This window comes from Larkinella knui, from assembly GCF_003858645.1.
In the GTDB taxonomy this organism is placed as follows: Bacteria; Bacteroidota; Bacteroidia; order Cytophagales; family Spirosomataceae; genus Larkinella; species Larkinella knui.
This window is the reverse complement of record NZ_RQJP01000003.1, coordinates 703466-722374: the sequence shown is the minus strand read 5'-3', so window position 1 is coordinate 722374 and position 18909 is coordinate 703466. Positions and strand designations below refer to the sequence as shown.

Annotated in this window: 17 protein-coding genes; 9 read left to right on the top strand and 8 right to left on the bottom strand. The window is 52.1% G+C overall.

The features are described from left to right. Positions 1-107: 107 nt before the first annotated feature. Complete coding sequence (locus EHT87_RS17040; protein WP_124907855.1) at positions 108-1178, top strand: sensor histidine kinase; 1071 nt, start codon at positions 108-110, stop codon at positions 1176-1178. Continuing rightward, entirely contained in the window at positions 1175-1930 is a 756-nt protein-coding gene (locus EHT87_RS17035) for a LytR/AlgR family response regulator transcription factor (RefSeq protein ID WP_124907854.1), read from the top strand. Before EHT87_RS17040 ends, EHT87_RS17035 begins: the two co-directional genes overlap by 4 nt. Here the strand turns inward: EHT87_RS17035 and EHT87_RS17030 are convergent. The 4 genes from EHT87_RS17030 to EHT87_RS17015 form a co-directional block, all read right to left on the bottom strand. Continuing rightward, positions 1902-3446: a tagaturonate reductase gene (locus tag EHT87_RS17030; RefSeq protein WP_124907853.1), complete on the bottom strand. Its 1545-nt coding sequence runs from the start codon at positions 3444-3446 to the stop codon at positions 1902-1904. The two genes, EHT87_RS17035 and EHT87_RS17030, sit on opposite strands and share 29 nt — an antisense overlap. Positions 3447-3630: 184 nt before the next feature. After that, positions 3631-4305 (bottom strand): bifunctional 4-hydroxy-2-oxoglutarate aldolase/2-dehydro-3-deoxy-phosphogluconate aldolase, encoded by a 675-nt coding sequence (locus EHT87_RS17025; protein WP_124907852.1) that lies wholly within the window; start codon positions 4303-4305, stop codon positions 3631-3633. A gap of 96 nt (positions 4306-4401) precedes the next feature. Then, entirely contained in the window at positions 4402-5397 is a 996-nt protein-coding gene (locus EHT87_RS17020) for a sugar kinase (protein WP_124907851.1), read from the bottom strand. 147 nt (positions 5398-5544) lie between these two features. Further along, positions 5545-6885, bottom strand: a complete 1341-nt coding sequence (locus EHT87_RS17015; protein ID WP_374756030.1) for an MFS transporter — start codon at positions 6883-6885, stop codon at positions 5545-5547. Between the two features lie 145 nt (positions 6886-7030). On the opposite strand from EHT87_RS17015, the gene uxuA reads away from it, so the two are divergent. Both uxuA and uxaC read left to right on the top strand, forming a co-directional pair. After that, a complete protein-coding gene (gene uxuA / locus EHT87_RS17010) occupies positions 7031-8236 on the top strand; it encodes a mannonate dehydratase (RefSeq protein ID WP_124907850.1) in 1206 nt (401 codons plus the stop codon). Positions 8237-8366: 130 nt separating this feature from the next. After that, positions 8367-9779, top strand: coding sequence for a glucuronate isomerase (gene uxaC, locus EHT87_RS17005; protein ID WP_124907849.1), 1413 nt, complete (start codon positions 8367-8369; stop codon positions 9777-9779). 37 nt (positions 9780-9816) lie between these two features. Here the strand turns inward: uxaC and EHT87_RS17000 are convergent, their stop codons facing one another. The 4 genes from EHT87_RS17000 to EHT87_RS16985 all read right to left on the bottom strand — a co-directional run bounded on the left by EHT87_RS17000 (position 9817) and on the right by EHT87_RS16985 (position 15627). Beyond that, entirely contained in the window at positions 9817-11103 is a 1287-nt protein-coding gene (locus EHT87_RS17000; RefSeq protein ID WP_124907848.1) for a metal-dependent hydrolase family protein, read from the bottom strand. A gap of 101 nt (positions 11104-11204) precedes the next feature. Then, the gene (locus EHT87_RS16995) at positions 11205-11660 is read right to left on the bottom strand and encodes a DUF4920 domain-containing protein (protein WP_124907847.1); all 456 of its coding nucleotides are present in this window, start codon (positions 11658-11660) and stop codon (positions 11205-11207) included. Between the two features lie 126 nt (positions 11661-11786). Further along, positions 11787-14840, bottom strand: coding sequence for a ligand-binding sensor domain-containing protein (locus EHT87_RS16990; RefSeq protein WP_124907846.1), 3054 nt, complete (start codon positions 14838-14840; stop codon positions 11787-11789). A gap of 13 nt (positions 14841-14853) precedes the next feature. Continuing rightward, complete coding sequence (locus EHT87_RS16985; protein ID WP_124907845.1) at positions 14854-15627, bottom strand: LytR/AlgR family response regulator transcription factor; 774 nt, start codon at positions 15625-15627, stop codon at positions 14854-14856. A gap of 358 nt (positions 15628-15985) precedes the next feature. Between EHT87_RS16985 and EHT87_RS16980 the strand changes: the two genes are divergently transcribed. From EHT87_RS16980 to EHT87_RS31340, 5 genes are all read left to right on the top strand, one after another. Then, positions 15986-16393, top strand: coding sequence for a globin domain-containing protein (locus EHT87_RS16980; RefSeq protein ID WP_124907844.1), 408 nt, complete (start codon positions 15986-15988; stop codon positions 16391-16393). Between the two features lie 310 nt (positions 16394-16703). After that, positions 16704-17153 carry a QcrA and Rieske domain-containing protein gene (locus EHT87_RS16975; protein WP_124907843.1) on the top strand — a complete coding sequence of 150 codons (450 nt, stop codon included), beginning with the start codon at positions 16704-16706 and terminating at the stop codon, positions 17151-17153. A 30-nt stretch (positions 17154-17183) separates the two neighbouring features. After that, entirely contained in the window at positions 17184-18071 is an 888-nt protein-coding gene (locus tag EHT87_RS16970) for a DUF5777 family beta-barrel protein (protein ID WP_124907842.1), read from the top strand. 41 nt (positions 18072-18112) lie between these two features. Next, the gene (locus EHT87_RS16965; protein ID WP_124907841.1) at positions 18113-18664 is read left to right on the top strand and encodes a YceI family protein; all 552 of its coding nucleotides are present in this window, start codon (positions 18113-18115) and stop codon (positions 18662-18664) included. A gap of 35 nt (positions 18665-18699) precedes the next feature. Continuing rightward, positions 18700-18876, top strand: coding sequence for a hypothetical protein (locus EHT87_RS31340; protein ID WP_185716260.1), 177 nt, complete (start codon positions 18700-18702; stop codon positions 18874-18876). The last annotated feature ends 33 nt before the right edge of the window (positions 18877-18909 follow it).

Sequence of the window (18909 nt, the reverse complement as noted above, 5' to 3'; positions counted from 1 at the left end):
ATAGAGATGGTAGTTGGACAACCTGGTTTCATTTGATGCCAGGTTGTTTTGTCATTTATAGAAGAAATCCGTTAACTTGGGAATAGTGCCCACAATTATAGCGTCCCATGAATCTACTCACGTTACGCCGGAATGTGCCGGTTTTGATCCATGTACTGGCCTGGGGCCTCCTCGGTTTTGCCTTACTGGTTTATCAGCCACTGAACTGGGATGTTACATTACCTCCGATATTCTGGGTTAAGCAGGGCATTTATTTCTGTCTTCTGGTTGGTGCTTTTTACTTCAACACGCTCGTGCTGGTGCCCCGGCTACTTTTCCGCGACCAAACCGGGATGTATGTCTTTTCGCTGGTAATAACCGCAGCAACGGTTTTAATCCTGCTCTTCAATATCGATACCTGGTTTAATCTGCCGGAGCTGATGTTCCGGGCTTTTCACCCGGAGGGCGGAGTGCGCAAACCGCGCAACATCTGGGGCTGGAGCCAGTCGGTTCTGGTCACCACCTTTCTCATGCTCGGAATCGGCACCAGCATCGCTTCGGTTCAGAAGTGGCAGGAGGATGCCCGGCTCCGGCTTAGTCTGGAGCAGGCCCGGGTGAGCTCCGAACTGTCTTTTCTGAAAGCCCAGATCAACCCGCACTTCTTTTTCAATACGCTCAATAACATTTACGCCCTGACGCTAATCGACGGCGAAGCCTCGCGGGAAGCCCTGCACCGGCTGTCGCGGATGATGCGGTATGTGCTCTACGAAACCGGTAACGACACGACGATGCTGAGCAAAGAAATCGACTTTGTTCAGGATTATATTCAGTTGATGCAGCTGCGGCTAACGGACAAAGTAACCGTGACGCTCGAACAGCCTACCCCATTGAGGGACGTGCCCGTGGCGCCGATGTTGTTACTGCCGTTTGTCGAAAATGCCTTTAAACACGGCGTCAGTGCCATGATGCCCAGCCGCATCAGCATTATCATTCATCAGGAGGGATCGAAGTTGGAAATGGAAGTGAGAAATACGATCTTTCCCGAAAAAAATCAGTCACTCGAAGTCGGCAGTGGCATCGGCCTCACCAACACGCGTCGGCGGCTCGACCTGCTCTATCCCGAACGGTATGAACTTTCGGTTATAGAGGATACCCCCGAAAACGAGTACCTGGTTCATCTGAACCTGCAACTGTCATGACCTTAACTTGTATTGCAGTTGACGACGAACCGCTGGCTCTCGGGCTGGTGTGTGCGTTCATCGACAAGACGCCCTTTCTTACGCTGGCCGGACGTTACAGCAGTGCCGTCGAAGCCTTGCAAGGGCTCCACGATCATCCGGTCGATCTGTTGTTTCTGGATATTCAGATGCCTGATCTAACGGGAATGGAACTGGCCCGGGTTCTGGAGCGCAACCAGACCGGCAGTGCCCCGCGGATCATTTTTACAACGGCTTTCAATCATTTCGCCCTGGAAGGCTATAAAGTCGATGCGCTGGATTACCTCCTAAAACCGTTTAATTACGAAGAATTTTTGCGGGCTGCCAACAAGGCACGCGCCTATTTTGAACTCATCAACCGGCCCACGATTACCCTGCCGTCCGTGCCCGAACCGGAAGAAGAATATTTATTCCTGAAAGTTGAATATCAGTTGGTTCGGATTGCATTCAATGATATTCTCTACATCGAGGGGCTGAAAGATTACGTAAAAGTGCACCTGCGGAAAGACCGCCCCGAAGCCGTTTCGCGGCCAATTCTGTCATTGACCAGCTTAAAGGCCCTGGAAGACAAACTCCCTTCCCGGCGGTTTATGCGCGTCCACCGATCGTTCATCGTTGCGCTCGACAAAATCGAAGCCGTAACGCGCAATACCATCCAGATTGGAGCCGCTACGATTCCGGTAAGTGACCAGCACAAGGAAACGTTCAATCAATTCCTGAGCCGCTGGTCGTAGATTCTGCCGACACCATCTGGCGTTCGAGGGTTGCTTCGATGCCCAGGGTCAGCAGATTGTTGAGGTGTTCGGAAACGGCGTCCGCAAACCCCGTGAATACACTCAGGTCGGTTTCCCACAGGGCCGAATCGTCACAGATGGCATGAACGAAATTTCGGACGGAAGCCGCATCGTGTACATCGACTTTCTGCCACATGGTGTAGAAATATTCCGCATAATCATCCCGAATGGGGTAAGACACAATGCCACCGGTAGAGAGGGCGGTTTCGCCCAGATAGGTGCTTTTTTCCAACCGGACGGCTTTCATAAAGCGTAGATAAGCGGCAAATCCCAGGGCCATCCGCTGCGGAACCTGTTGTTGTTGCTCCAGATAACGCTGGATGGTCGGCAGGTTCCGGGCGCGCATTTTAGACGTTTCCTGCAAGGTGATGCTTAGCAGCAAGTGCTCGATGTACGGATTGCGGAACCGGTCGAGAACGTCGGCGGCAAATTCACGAACTGCGTCCGGTTTTTCTTCCGGAATCATCCACTGGGGCAAAGTCGTGACAATTTCCTGCGTAATTACTTCTTCAACGAAACGCCCCATCAGCGGGTGTTGCATCATTTCATTGACCGTTTCCAGACCGAGCAGATACGCCAGCGGGACGCTGATGGTGTGACCACCGTTCAGGACACGAAGTTTGCGTTCCCGGTAAAAATTAATGTCTTCATCGATGATGACATTCGGGTCGGCTTTGGCGAAGGACAAGACACTCTTGACGCGGTCGTCGCCCTCGATGGCCCATAAGCGGTACGGCTCGGCCATGATCAGCAGTTTGTCTTCATACCCCAGCGCCTTGTGCTGCTGTTGCATACTTTCTGCGTCGGGTTTGCCCGGTACGATGCGATCGACGAGCGAGTTGCAGAAACGAACGTGGTATTTCAGCCACTTCATGAACAACTTGCCCAGTTCGTTGTGTTTGGCAACTTTCTCAACGATATCGCGCAGTTTCAACCCGTTATCGGTGATTAATTCGGTGGGAATAACCACCAGCCCTTTGCTGCGTCCTCCCCCGAAATTCTTGAATCGTTCGTATAAAAAAGCCGTCAGTTTGGCCGGATACGACTGCGGAGGATTCTGAAAAATACTTTCCGCAACGTATTGAATTCCGACTTCGGTGGTATTGGAAATGATGATCTGCAACGTCGGTTTTTTAGCCACGTCGAGCACGGTTTTCCAATCGTCCTGCGCCGAAATAACGCGGCTGATGGCCGACACCACCGTGTGTTTATCAACCGACTGGCCCTTCTGAATACCGCGGGTGACCACCGTATACAAACTGTCCTGTTCGGCAAATTCATCCGTTGCCCCGCCGGTTGATTTAACGACGACAATGCTGCCGTTGAAAATCCCCTGCTCATTTGCTTTATGGATCAGATAGTCGGGTAAGCCACGCAGCAAAACGCCCGTACCAAATTGCAGTACGCGCTCAGGGTGGATGGTTGCCGGATGGTTCGAACGATTCAGTGGTGTCATGATGATGGATACGTTGCTCTCTGGTATCGAAAGGCAGTAAGTGTTACTAATCGTGTAAAAGTAAATCTTAAACGCATAGAGCGCAATCTGGTGAAGCGTTGGGAGTGAAGAATTATAAGTGAAGAATTATGAGTTGGCTGACGCACGCTAACTCTATCCGTAATTCTGTCCCAACTCTTCACTTTTAACTCACCACGCTTAACTCCTGAAGAATGGCGATCACTTCTTTCGCCTTGGTTTCAATCTGGTCGAATTGCCGGTTTTTCAATACGTCTTTCGGGAACAATTGCGAGCCAATTCCGACGGCCGTAACGCCCGCCTGAAACCAGGTACTCAGGCTTTCTTTAGTAGGTTCGACGCCACCCGTCACCATGATGCTCGTCCACGGCATCGGACCTTTCACGGCTTTTACAAAACCGGGTCCCAGGGTGTCGCCGGGAAATGCCTTAATTATTTCCACGCCAAACTCTTCCGCCGTTGAAATCTCGGTCAGCGTGCCGCAGCCGGGCATGTAGGCTACTTTCCGGCGATTGCAGGTGCGGGCAATGGACTCGTGAAACGACGGTCCAACGATGAAATTAGCCCCTGACTGAATGTAAAGGGACGCCGTTCCGGCTTCAAGGAGTGTTCCGGCACCCAGCACCAGATCCGGAAAATCGCGGGCCGTACTTTTGGCTAGTTCCGCAAACAACTCATGGGCAAAATCGCCCCGGTTCGTAAACTCGAACGCCCGGATTCCGGCCCGGTAGCAGGCTCCCAGCACTTCGCGGCAAACATCGGCGTCGGCGTGGTAAAAAACCGGTACCACCGGCACGTGCCGAATGGTCTGGTAAACATCTAATCTTGAAAAACGAGCCACAGTTTTTTTGGGAATGATGAATAATGAATGATGAACGATGAATGGGCTTACGCCATACACTCATCGTTCATCGTTCATCATTCATCGTTTTTAAAATCATCTTCTCAGTCGTCCGGACTTATCGCCACCGACCATGGCTTCAACCTCCTGAACAGAAACTAAATTTGCATCGCCCTCGACGGTATGCTTCAGGGCCGAAGCCGCTGCGCCGAACTCAACGGCATATTGCAGATCGTCTTTGGTTAACAAGCCGTAAATAAGTCCGGCAAGGTACGCATCACCACCGCCAATCCGGTCGACAATGTGCGTAATATCATAGACATCCGATGAATAGATGGTTGAACCATCGAAAATCTTAGCCATTAGCCGATTGTGGGATGCGCTGAGGGATTGGCGTTCCGTATCCGTAAAATACCGAATCCGGGGAAATTTGTTTTGCATTCCCCGACAAGCCGATTCAAAGGAATCGGCTTTAACGCCGTATAGCTCTTCAAAATTTTCCTGATTCCCCAAAACCAGGTCGCAGCCCGCGGTTAAAGCGGGCAAAATATCCTGCGGTTTTTTGCCGTATTTCCACAAATTACTCCGAAAATAAATGTCACCCGAAACCATCACCCCGAGTTGATTAGCCGTCTGAATGGCTTCCTGCAGACAGTCGGCGGCCTGTTGCGACAGAGCCGGGGTGATGCCCGACCAGTGAAACCAGTCTGCGCCTTGCAAAATGGCTTTCCAGTCGAAATCGCCGGGCTGGATCAGCGAAAAGGCTGAATCATACCGGTCGTAAATGATCTGACTGGCGCGACTCACCGCCCCGGTTTCCAGAAAATACAGACCCAGCCGCCCGTCGCCGAAGCTAATGCGGGACGTGTCGACGCCGTGGTAGCGCAAGGTGGCCGCTGCCGAATGACCAAGGGCATGGTCAGGAAAACGGGTTACGTGCGTAGTCTGACAACCGAAATAAGCCAGTGAAACGGCCACATTGGCTTCCGTTCCGCCATAGACCACATTCAACGAATGTGCCTGCGTAAATTTTGCAAAACCCGGTGGAGCCAGACGCATCATGACTTCGCCGAAAGTGACAATTTTTTTCAAGTACTGAATGGTTGATAGGGTTTTTGATGGTTAAAACAGCTTATAATGGCTTTGATGGGTACAAAATTGGCATGGCGGTTTGGGATTGCATCATAACCATTTTGACCCCTTGAAACCATCGAATCATTCATGACTTATTCCTCGGGTTTATACGCCGATACGATCCAACTCTTTTTTTGTCACCGGTTCCATGGCTGGCGACAAAAAGTGTATGATAACCAGAGCGATAAGGTATGTCGAACTGGCGATGATGAATAAGGGCAAATACCCCAGACTGACGCGAATATTGCCCGCAACAGCCGCCAGCAAAATACCGCCCATCGCACCGAACATCCCGCCAATGCCTGTCACCGAAGCTACCGCACTTTTAGGGAAAAGGTCGGATGCAAAGGTATAGATAATGGCCGACCAGCCCTGGTGGGCCGCCGTCGCTAATGAAATCAAGGCAATTGCTACGTAAATACTACTGGTTTGGGCCGCAAAAAAAATCGGAATAACGCAAATGGCGCAAATCAGCATGGTGGTTTTCCGGGCCCGATTGGCTGACCAGCCCAGGTGAATAAACTTGGAAGAGAGCCAGCCGAAGAGGACGCTGCCGCCGTCGGAAACGATGTAGATGACCAGAAAAGGCAGCCCGACATTTTTCAAATCCAGGCGTTGGTCGAGCGACTCGCTGCTGTTGAAAAAATCGGGGAGCCAACTCAGGTAAAACCACCAGATGGGGTCGCACATAAATTTGCCGACAATGAACGCCCACGTTTGCCGAAAGCCCAGCAAGCGCCACCAGGACAGTTTCTCCTCTGGAAAGTCTTCTTCTTTATCCTGTTGAATATAAACCAGTTCGGATTTGCTAACCCTGGGATGTTCTTCGGGACGGCGGTATATTTTTAACCAGGCAATCAGAACCAGAAATCCCAGAAGACCCGTGGCCACAAACGAAAACCGCCAGCCGAACCGGATGGTAAACAGCGGAATCAGAGCTGCTGTGGCGATAATACCGACGTTCGTGCCGGCATTGAACAATCCGGTGGCAAAGGAGCGTTCTTTTTTGGGAAACCACTCGGCCACGGATTTGATGGCCGACGGAAAATTACCGGCTTCGCCAACGCCCAGCATAAACCGCACGATGTTGAGTCCGCGCAGTGATCCGATAAAGGCATTCAAAACACCGGCAATGCTCCAGATAATGATGGAAATTGAAAAACCGCGTTTGGTGCCGACGCGGTCGATGAGCCAGCCGATGAGCAGAAAACCCAGCGCATACGCAATCTTGAAAACCGTATCCACATAGCTGTAGAGCACTTTAAACTGGTCCAGATCGCTCTCCGTCAACGCTTCCCCGGCGGTTTTGCCCATCATTTCCCGCCGAAATGTTTCGTCGATCATCGTGAACGAAAGCACTTGCCGGTCGATGTAGTTGATGGTCGTCGCGAAAAACAAAAGCAGCACAATGCGCCAGCGATAGTTTCCGGATGGGTCGGACATCATGAAAAGGGGTTAGCCACGCTAAAAAGACAAATTTTTGCCAAACTTACCGAAATGCCGCGAAAAATAGTACATCGAAACCCGGGCGGGTAAAATGAGTAGAGCCATTCCATTGCTTGCTTTTTCAATCAAAATTACGTTCAGAAAAATGGCATTAGAACAAACCTGGCGATGGTTCGGCCCCGCCGATCCCGTTAGCCTCGCCGACATTAAACAAGCCGGTGCGACGGGAATTGTAACCGCACTGCACCACATTCCCAACGGACACGTATGGTCGGTCGATGAAATCACTACGCGCAAATCCATCATTGAAGCTGGCTCACCGGGCGAACACCGGCTAACCTGGTCGGTGGTGGAAAGTATTCCGGTTCACGATGCCATTAAAACCCGTGCTGACGGTTTTCAGAAGTATATTGAAAATTACAAAGAGTCGATTGTCAATCTGGGGCGTTGCGGTATTGATACGGTTTGCTACAATTTTATGCCGGTTCTGGACTGGACCCGTACCGATCTCGACTATCCGATGCCGGATGGTTCAACGGCTTTGCGGTTCGATGCCGCTGAATTTGCCGCCTTTGAATTGTTTATCCTGAAACGGCCCGGCGCCGAAGCGCACTATTCGCCCGAACAGATTCAGAAAGCCCGGACCCGCTTTGAAGCACTGGACGAAACCGCGGCCCGGCGGTTGCAGCGCAACATCCTGGCGGGTTTGCCGGGTTCGGAAGAAAGCTACACCGTGGAGCAGTTTCAGGAAACCCTGAATGCGTATAAGCACGTCGGCGACAAGGAGTTGCGTGAAAACCTGTATGCCTTTCTGCGGGAGATTGCGCCCGTTGCGCAGGACGCAGGTGTCCGGTTGTCGATTCATCCCGATGATCCCCCGTATCCGATTTTGGGCTTACCCCGCGTGGTGAGCACGGAAGCCGACGCCCGGCTGGTGCTGGATGCGGTGGATGTGCCCGCCAACGGATTGTGTTTCTGCACCGGTTCGTACGGGGTCCGGCCCGACAACGACCTGGTGGGTATGGTGGAACGTTTGGGCTCCAGAATTCATTTTATTCACCTCCGAAGCACGAAACGGGACGAGGAAGGTAACTTCTTTGAGGCCAATCACCTGGACGGCGACGTTGACATGTTTGCCGTCATCAGCGCGTTACTGGGCGAACAGCGACGCCGGGAAGAGGAAGGTCTTGACGATGCACGGATGCCTTTCCGGCCCGATCACGGCCACAAAATGCTCGACGATCTGAACTCCGGCAAACGAACCAATCCCGGTTATACGGCCATCGGCCGCCTGCGCGGACTGGCCGAACTGCGGGGCTTGATGCTGGGCATTGAGCGCTCGAGTTTGTAAGACAAATTTTGTTCAGCACCTGTTGGGTTTTGTTTAACACCGGTCAGGTCTTCAAGACCTGACCGGTGTTAAACAAAACCCAACAGGTGCTGAAACTGCATTTTGACTGTAAACCAAAACCATCGAAATCATGCTGGTTGATCAGACCATCAAATCCTTTCTGGACGAAGATTTTCTTCTTCAGACCGATACCGCCCGGCGGCTCTACCACGACTACGCCAAGGCGATGCCCATCATCGACTACCACTGTCACCTGCCGCCCGATCAGATTGCTGCCGACAAAACGTTCGACAACCTGACGCAGATATGGCTGTATGGCGACCACTACAAATGGCGGGCGATGCGCACCAACGGCGTGTCCGAGAAATACTGCACGGGCGATGCAGCAGACTACGAAAAGTTTGAAAAATGGGCCGAAACCGTGCCGTATACGATGCGGAACCCGCTCTACCACTGGACGCACATGGAGTTGAAAAATCCGTTCGGTGTCGAAACGGTTCTGAATGCAGCCACCGCCCGGCAGGTCTACGATCGCTGTACGGAACAACTGCCCGGCATGTCGACCCGAACCCTGTTGCGGCATTTCAAGGTTAAAACCGTCTGCACGACCGACGACCCGACGGATTCCCTCGAGCATCACCAAAAGATCGCCGACGACGGTTTTGAGATAAAAGTACTGCCGACCTTCCGGCCCGACAAGGCGATGGCCATCGATGACGTTCCTGTTTTTCAGGCGTATGTAAAGCGGGTGGGCGAGGTATGCAACCAGGAGATTCGCTCCCTGGACACGTACATGAATTGCCTGAAAGAGCGGCACGATTACTTTGCAAAAGCGGGTTGCCGGTTGTCCGACCACGGCCTGGAAACCGTTTACGCCCAGCCGTATAGGGAATCAGACGTGCGGATTGCCTTCCAGAAACTGCTTTTCAACGTGACGTTGAGCAAAACCGAGCGGTTGCAATTCAAGTCGTATATGCTCGACCGGTTTGCCGAATGGGATTGGGAAAAAGGCTGGACGCAGCAATTCCATTTGGGCGCGTTGCGGAACAACAACAAGCGGGCTTTGCGGACGCTCGGCCCGGATACGGGTTGGGATAGCATCGGCGATTACCGGCAGGCCGGGCCGCTCACGCGTTTTCTAGGCGGTTTGGACGACCGCGATCAGCTGGCCAAAACCATTCTGTATAACCTTAATTCCGGCGACAACGAAGTGATGGCCACGATGATCGGGAATTTCAACGATGGGTCGATGCCGGGCAAAATTCAGTTCGGCTCCGGCTGGTGGTTTCAGGATCAGAAGGAGGGGATGCAGAAACAGATCAATGCGCTGTCGAACATGGGATTACTGAGCCGGTTCGTCGGGATGCTGACCGATTCACGCAGTTTCCTGTCGTATCCGCGCCACGAATATTTCCGCCGGATTCTGTGCAATATTTTTGGTACTGACGTCGAAAATGGCGAACTGCCCAATGATATTGACTGGATCGGCAAGTTGGTGCAGGATATCTGCTACAACAATGCCAAAGAGTATTTTAAGTTTTAATCACGTACCCCCGGACTAAAGTCCGGGGGTACGTTAATCACTGTTTATACACTTTCCCTTCTTTCATCACAAACCGCACCTGCTGCAGGGTTTTGATATTTTGAACGGGATTTTCATCGACGGCGATCAGGTCGGCGAGTTTACCGGTTTCGACGGAACCGATCTGTGTTTTCATACCCAGCAACTCGGCATTGACCATCAAAGCGGATTGGATGGCTTCCAGGGGTGGCATGCCCGCTTCGACCATGTATTCAAATTCCTTCGCATTGTAGCCGTGAACGAAAACACCGGCGTCGGTGCCGAACGCAATTTTGACGCCCGCTTTGTACGCTTTGGCAAACGTTCCCTGAATTAATGGCCCGATTGCCAGGGCTTTACGGGTTACAAAAGGCGGATAATAGCCAAAAATTTTGGCGGAATCGGACGTTACTTTTCCGGCAATAATGGTTGGGACATAATACGTGCCGTGTTTTTTGAACAACTCGATGGCTTCATCGTCCATCATCGTGCCGTGTTCGATGGTGGTAACACCCGCACGGATAGCGCGTTTCATGCCTTCGGCACCGTGGGCGTGGGCGGCCACGGCAAAACCGTAATCTTTGGCGGCCTCGACCACCGCCCGGACTTCTTCCTCGGTAAACTGGGGCCCCGACCCATCCTTTGCATTACTCAGAACGCCACCGGTTGCCGTAATTTTGATCAGATCAGAACCGTCCTTGTAGCGTTGCCGAACGGCTTTTCGGGCATCATCAGGACCATTGATAATGCCCTCATTTGGCCCCGGATCACCCATCAGATCCTTGCGGTAGCCATTGGTCGGGTCGGCGTGACCACCCGTCGTGGCAATGATTCTTCCGGCCGTAAAAATGCGGGGGCCATCGATCAGGCCCCGATTGATGGCATTCCGTAGAGCGACGTTAACTCCGCTACCCCCCAGATCCCGAACGGTCGTAAAACCCGCCAGTAAGGTATTGAGGGCATATTTTGTGGATTGGAAAGCCACATCCGGCACGTTCATCGTAAACCGGTCGATGGTTCCGCCCCGGCGGGTTTCGCCTTCGAGGTGGACGTGCATGTCGATCAGGCCGGGCAATACGGTTTTGCTTTTCAGGTCGATCAGTCGATCCGAAGCCGCTGGTTTGGCATAACCTTTCTGAATGGCCGTAATTTTTGTGCCTTCCACGACCACCGTCATTTCACGCTGGAGGTCGTTGCGGACGCCGTCGAACAGATTGCCGCAGTGAAGCAGCGTGCGTTGCTGGGCGAGCAGGGGAAATGCGAGGAGGAAGGAAACCGTAAGGGCGAGGAAGTAGCGTTTTTTCATGCAGTTGGTGGTTTTAAAGCAAAAAAGCCGCAAACGGTGCGGCTTTCAAGATACGGTATTTATCAGAATCTGAATGCGGTTCAAGCCTGATTTTCAGCTTTTTATTTTTTAACGATCACGCCATCAGCCGTAAACGTAAGGGCTTTTTCGGGCTGGGTGATCTTGGCGATTTCTTCCTTGCTTTTACCGGCATCCTCGGCGTAGTGACGCAGTTCGGCGACGGACGTGGTTTTGGTTTCGGCGGTTCCTTCAAAAACGACGTTTTTACCGGCAATGTCTTTCGGGACAAAAAAACCGTAGTCGCGGAACCGGACCAGCATGGTTTGGTTATCGGCAGTTTTAACCCGCATCCAGCAGCCCTTGACCTGACAAACCGATTCGACGGTACCTTCTAATTTGGTGGCAAGTTCTTTTTTGTCGCCCATTTTAGAAGCCAGCGCGGTGGTTGGCGTGGCGTTGTCGGCGGTAATTTTTTTGCCGTGGTAGCTTACATTGTCCTGCGCAAATCCGCTGAGCGAGATTCCGAGGGCGAGGGTCAGGAGGGCTAGATTTTTCATAGTCTGTCTGATGCGGTTTTCGACGTGTTGGAATACAAAAATAGTAAAAAAATAGCCACAACGCGAACAAACGCACCCGGCTGGTGTAGAAAGGTAACTTGTTCAATTACAAGGTGTCACGGGAAATCACAGCAGCGGCACCTTCACAACGAAATGGGTTTCGGTTGTCGAAACGGTAAGCGGGAGGTTGCTCAAATACCGGTAAAGCGTTTTCAGGTTTTCCAGTCCCTGTTGGTTGGAAGTTTCAACGAAACGTTTTCGTTGCAGGTTATTTTCAATGCACAGGTATTCGCCCTGAATAAATACACGGATTTTCAGCGGTTCATCGTCGTCGATGGTGTTGTGCTTAATAGCGTTTTCGAACAGATTCTGAAGCGTGACCGGCACGATCTGCCGGTTTAAATACGTTTCGGGAACGTCGATCGTGATCAGCAAGCCTTCCTCAAACCGTGATTTTTGCAGGATGATGTAATGCTGCACAAAATTCAGCTCGTTCTCCAGCGTGACGGTTTCCCGGTCCCGGTTTTGCAGAATATACCGGTATATGGCCGACAGTTTTTGCAAAAACCGGGAGGCTTGTTTGGGTTCCGTGATGATCAGGCTGTTGAGCGACGTCAGGCTGTTGAACAGAAAATGCGGGTTGAGGTGATTGATCAGGTTCTGGTATTGAATTTCAGTTTTGTCGCGCTCAAGCCGCGTGGCCTGAATTTTCAGGTGATGCAGACGCGACGTCTGCTGAATCCGGTAGCGGTATCCGCCGTAAATCAGCCCGGCCAGGACCAGCACCATACCGAGCTTAAACCAGCGGGTGTTGTAAAAAGCCGTATCGACCTGAATCGTCAGCGTGGTTTCTGCGGTTTCTTTTTTGCCCACCAGCGCCTTCACCCGAAAGACGTACGTTCCACCCGGTATTTTTGTGTAATTGGCGACGGTTCGGGAGCCGGCCCGGACCCAATGGTCATCATAATTATCCAGTTTATAGAAATACGTGTAGGCCTGCTGGGGTAGACTCAGCGCGGAGTAATTGATACTGAAGTTGTTGCCATTTGCCCCCAGCCGAACCGCCGGGGATTTGGCCTGAATGACCAGGGTCGTATCGGGTTGCGTCAGCGTACTGACCAGAACGTTGGTAGTCAGGAGTTGGCTATTGACTCGCTGCGGCATGAATTCAACGGCGTATCCTTTCAGTGTCGTCAAAATGTTTTGATTCCGAAGGGTATACATGTAATTGATGTAATTGATCGTGGCTTCGTTAATGGGAAGCGTAAAATTCTGGAAAGACGAACGGGCGGGGTTGAAAATGGAAAACTTATTGAATGATGCCACCCAGACGTGGCCGTATAAATCGATACTAACTGCCTTGCAATCGTTGGAACACAAACCATCCTGTTCGGTCCAGGCGCGGTACGTGTTGAACTGGCTGTTGAGTTCGATCAGCCCGTAGCCCGAAACCGGCGACCACAACCGGTCCTGCGAATCAATACGAAAGGCAAAATGATCGGTAAATTCCGTAATGCGCGGCTGCGACGGGTAATATGTAAACATGCCCAAGGCCGACGAAAACCGCACCACACCCCGGTCGAGGACATCCGCCCAGAGCACGCCCTTCGGATCAAAACCGGCCGCCCGGGTCCGTACCCGATTGCCGGTTCCGAACGGCATAGGGAACGTCCGCCATTGTTTGGTGGGTAGGTGACACTGAAAAACTACGTCGCTCGTCGCAAACAGCCACAGCCAGTCACCCCGCACCAGCAGCAGCGTATTCAACCCATCGGAGCGGTTGTTGACCAGGGGCGGCAGCGGAAAAAGTGTAAACCGATGCGTCCGTTTGTTAAAAGTATAAACGTTGCGCAACGTGCAGATAAACAGCTCGTTGGGGTCAGGAGCCGCAATGACCAAAGGCAGGTTGAACCGGAATTCATTGGCGGCCGGCAGCGGAATAGGATACGTCCTGGCCCGCCGTTGAACCGGGTCATACTGAATCAGTTTGTGACTCACGGACGTAAACCACCAGCTTCCGTCCGGATCTTCCAGAAACGAAGCCAGCCCCTGATCCCGGTTTAGTTCCGGGACCAGCTGGCCCAGGTTATGAATCCGGTAAAACGTTTTTTCGGGGTTGGTATACGAAATGCCGTTGACGGTTCCGAACCAGATGGTGCCGTCGGGTTGCTGCCAGCCCGCCCAGAAAAAATCCCCGGCAATCGACGTTTTTTGGGCCACATCATGAAAAAATTCGGTTGGCTGGTAGGTTTTGGCTTCCACGAAATACATGTGGTACGTCCACGAACTGGTCCACAGATTGTGGTTCCGATCCACAAAAATTGTGGCCACCGGAAAAGACGAATGACGGGTTTTGCTGTGGAGCCCAATGCTTTTGACAACGGTTTTTGTTTCCAGATTATACACCAGAACCCGTTCGGTGGTGTTATCGGCAAAGATCAGGTGGCGGTTTCCGTCCAGCGTCAGGGCCGAGGTTTCGTGCGGGTGAAAAAGGGGAGACTTCTCGGGGTTGTTGCGGTAATTGAAACACTGCCCCGTCGTCAGATCGATGTAATTCAACCCGGCTCCATCTTCAATAGTGGCCCATAACCCGGCCCGGTTGGGGTCTTCAACCAGCCCATTTTTACTCAGCATGGTCCCCGAAAGCGAAGCCGGGTCATTGGCGCGGTGTTCATAGTGGCAAAACCGGCTGGTCTGCGGATCAAACTGAAACAAGCCGTTCCCGTGGCTGGAAAACCAGATGCGCCCCTGACGATCGCACAGAATATTCAGGCACTTTCCCAACGCAATTCCTTCCGCCGTACGGATGTTGACGAACTGACCCGTCTGGCGGTCGTAGCGGCTGATGCCGTTGTTGGTAGCGGCCCAGATGTTGCCGGTACTGTCCTGACATAAATCATGGACGATGTTGTTACTCAGGGTTTTATCGGGGTTCTGCCGGTCGGACTTGAAGGTGGTGAAATGGCTGCCGTCGAAGCGGTCCAGACCGCCGTAGGTGCCGATCCAGAGTTGCCCGTCGCGGTCCTGCAAAAATGAATTGACGACGTTGTACGAGAGGCCCTGTGGTTCCTGAATGTGATGAAACTCAAGCGGTAACTGGCTGCTTTGCGCCAGCAATGCGGTTGAAACACGCACGCTAAGGAGGATTCCGACGAGCCATTTCAGGATGAAATTCGCCATAGAACAGGAGCTTTTACCGGTCCAGCCAGCGTTTAAAAACCGGAGCCTTCTGGCGACTGATGTCAATAACCACCGCCTGATGGGGCGGATTAAGCTTCAGAACCAGTTTGGAATTATGCAAACTGAGTACGCTGTGGATGGCGTCGGAATGGACAATAAACTGGCGGTTGGCACGGTAAAAGCGGTTTGGGTCGAGAAGTTCTTCCACTTCTTCCAGCGTTTCATAATCGAGCGGATACCGTTCGCTGGTTTTGGTTACCAGAAAAATAACCGCATCGTACTGAAAAAAAGCAATGTCGGCCACTTTGACCGGTACCCAGCCCGTGCGTGAATTGCCCAGGAAGGTTTCCTTATACATCGGCTGCAGGGCACCCGGTTGTTGCAATGCATCCATCAATTTCTGCAAATTGATCGGTAACCCGGCTTTCTGGCGGCTGAAAAGGCGCGCTTTGGCAACGGCTTTGGCCAGATCTTCCGGTTCTACGGGCTTCAGCAAATAATCGATGCCGTTCACTTTGAACGCCTGAATGGCATACTCGTTATAGGACGTAATGAAAATGATGGGGCAGGCCAGCTGAAAAGTTTCGAAAATCTGGAAGCTTACGCCATCGGCCAGTTGAATATCGGCAAAAACCACATCGGGTTCGGCGTTTTCGCTAAACCAGCGCAGGGCCGTTTTCACGCTGGGCAGCGTTTCAATAATCCGTACATCTTGGGCAACTTCGGCCAGTTTGAACGCAAACTCACGCGCTACGAGTTTTTCGTCCTCGATGACAATGGCATTCATATCGTCAAGGGAAAGGAGTAAAATAATTGCTGGTCAAAACTTCCGAAAACAAAGCGATCGTACGAAAAAAACGTCATCGACTGGATGTAAAACCGGTTTAAAACGGTAGTGATCCGGAACGAATGGTTTTTGAGTAAGTAGTCAAAAATAGTATAAAATACGGTTTGAATGTGCCGCTGAGAATTCCTTATCTACTGAAAATCCGGGTGTTGAAGCGGTAATGGTAAAAATCCCCAAGTCTTTTATCGAACAACGGCTACTATTCAACCACCGGATGAGCCCATTGGAGGATAAATAGTTGGTCACGCAATGCATGAGTGGCAATTTTGACCCATAACAAACGAGTAAGGCGTGCCGAATGAAGGACGAAGAAATACGATTAGTGAAAAAGAGCTGGCAAATTCTGCGAAAAATAAATCCCGTGCTGCTGGGCGATGTGTTTTATTCCCGGCTGTTTATCGATGCCCCCGGTTTGCGGACGATGTTCGCTTCGCGGATGGATGAACAGTACCGGAAGTTGGTCGAAATGCTTGACGTGATGGTGACCAATCTGGATCAGGCCGAACGGTTGACGATTGAATTAAGGGAGCTGGGCCGACGCCACGTGGGTTACGGCGTTAAACCGCAGCAGTACACACAAGTGGAAAAAGCGATCCTCTGGACGCTGGAAGTGGCCCTGGGCAGCGACTGGAATCCCACCGTCAAAGCCGCCTGGAAGCAGTGTTATCAGGAAATCAGTAAAGCCATGCAAACACCGGCGGTTTAAACCCTAACAAGATTCACGTCATCAAGCCCACGGTTTAGGTCGTGGGCTTTTTTGTGCCTGATTCTAAGGCTAGCCGGGAAAACCGTGGGCTGGCTCAAAAACCGGCCCGAATTGCCGTGGGCATTCGGCGGTTCCAGGCAGGAACGCCTTCCGATTTCCCGTATTCCATTCAATATCAATACACTACTTTCCAACCACTTATTTCGACCACTTGAGGTCCTTTATTTTTCTGCCGGTAACTCATCCGCCAAATTTGAATCGTCAATGTAACAACACCCGTCAAACAAGTACTATTTGATCTCACTTTCCAATGAAAACAATCCATCCATCACTCGACCGTCGCACGTTCTTTTCCCTCGTCGGAACCAGCATCGGCGCCATTGTCCTGTCAAACTGCCTGAGTAGCTGCTCGGCCCCGGCCGACGGCGTTGCTCCGGCTCCGACCGGCGGCAACACAGGCCTGACGCTGAACCTGAACGATGCGGCCAATGCCAAGCTGAAGCAGAACGGCGGTTTTATGTACAAGAACGGGATGATTATCGCCCGCACCAAAGACGGTAGTTTTATCGCCGTGTCGCAGGTTTGTACGCACGCCGGGGTTACGGTCGAATTCGATGCCGCCGGAAACCGCATCCATTGCCCAGGCCACGGTTCGAATTTCAAGAACGACGGCAGCGTCATCAACGGCCCGGCCGGTTCGCCCCTGAAAACGTTCAAAACCACGTTCGATCCCACCACCAACACCCTGAAGATTGCCTAAACCGGAATCTTCTTCAACTTCCACCGACACATGAAACCATTGTTTATTCTGGCCTTTCTGGCTGGCGGGCCGGCTTTTGCCCAAACGGATCTGTTGTCTAACCTGGACGCGGGGCCCGCCACCCGGCCCGTAACAGCCACCTTCAAGTCTACCCGGCTACTGAACGGCCACACGGTAGAAACCATCAAGGCGAAGCACCTGGACTTCCGGATTTCGCACCGGTTCGACCGGGTGAACAAAGGAGTCGATGAGCTGTTTGGGCTGGATTTCGCCACCGTCCGGCTGGGTCTGGAATACGGTATCAACGATAACCTGACATTCGGAGTAGGGCGCAGCTCGATTGAAAAAAACATCGACAGCTACCTGAAAGCCCGGTTGATCCGCCAGACGAAAGGGGCTCACGCGTTTCCGGTAACGATCTCCGCCCTGGGGACGCTGGCGCTGGACCCCCGCAAACCCACCCAGGGTGGCGAGTTTAAGGTGTATTCGGAACGGCTGGTGGGCAGCGGCCATTTGCTGATTGCCCGGAAGTTCAGCGAATCGTTTTCGCTGCAATTGATGCCGACGGCGATTTTCCGCCCCAGCCCCACGGCTCCGGCCCGGACACAGGTGGTTCCGGCGGTGGGAATTGGCGGCCGACTGAAGTTCAACAAACGGATGTCGTTCAATGCGGAGTACTATTGGGTCGATCAGAATCTGCTCAAAACCGGCCAGCCTTTCGCGACGTATAACCCCCTGGCGTTAGGCGTCGACATTGAAACCGGTGGCCACGTTTTCCAGCTCATTTTTACCAACTCGTTCGGCATGATCGAGAAGCAATTCCTGACGCAAACCGGCGGGGCCTATGGGGGGCAGTTTGAAAAAGGTGACATTCATTTTGGCTTCAGCGTTTCCCGCACCTTCAGTTTCGACCATTAATTTTTAACCAATCAATTCCACTTTTTAATACCACACAAACCATGAATTTCAAATCACTCGTTCTCGTTGCCATACCCGCTTTGGCCCTGACCGTCAACGCTTCCGCTCAGGTTCTTTCGGCCAGCAAAGGTGAAAGTAAGTTTTTCTCCGAAACGCCGTTGGAAAACATCTCGGCCGCCAATTCCAAAGTGAAAGCCGCCCTGAATCCGGCCACCAACCAGCTGGCCGTCAAGATGACCATGGCCGACTTCGAATTTCCGAATAAACTGATGCAGGAACACTTCAATGAAAATTACATCGAGTCGGAAAAATACCCCAACGCCAGCTTTGAAGGCGTGATCAACGAAAAAATCGACTGGAAAAAACCGGGTACGTATCCCGTCACCGCCAAAGGAATCTTCGACATTCACGGTGTCAAACAACCCCGTACGCTGACCGGAAAACTGACCATCGAACCCGGTAAAATCACGCTGGTTTCCGACTTCACGGTGGCTTTGGAGGCCCACAAAATTGAAGTTCCGAAACTGGTGATGATGAAAATCGCCGAGCAGATCAAGGTTCAGAATAAAGTTGAGTTTGCCAACAAAGGCTAATTCCGATTGGATCTCCACCGTTTAAAAACACGCCCATGTTTCTGTTTCTTGGATTAACCACGTCCGGCCTGATCTTCTACATTTTCCTGCTGATGCTCAGCGGAATGCTCTACCTCTATAGTCTGGTGAAACGGCTCTTCGGTCCAGAGTCGGACTACCTGAGTGACGATTCGGACGGCGGCTGGGACTCCGATTCGGATGGCGATGATTGAATCCTGAAAGTTAGGCCAGGTACCCATCGTAAC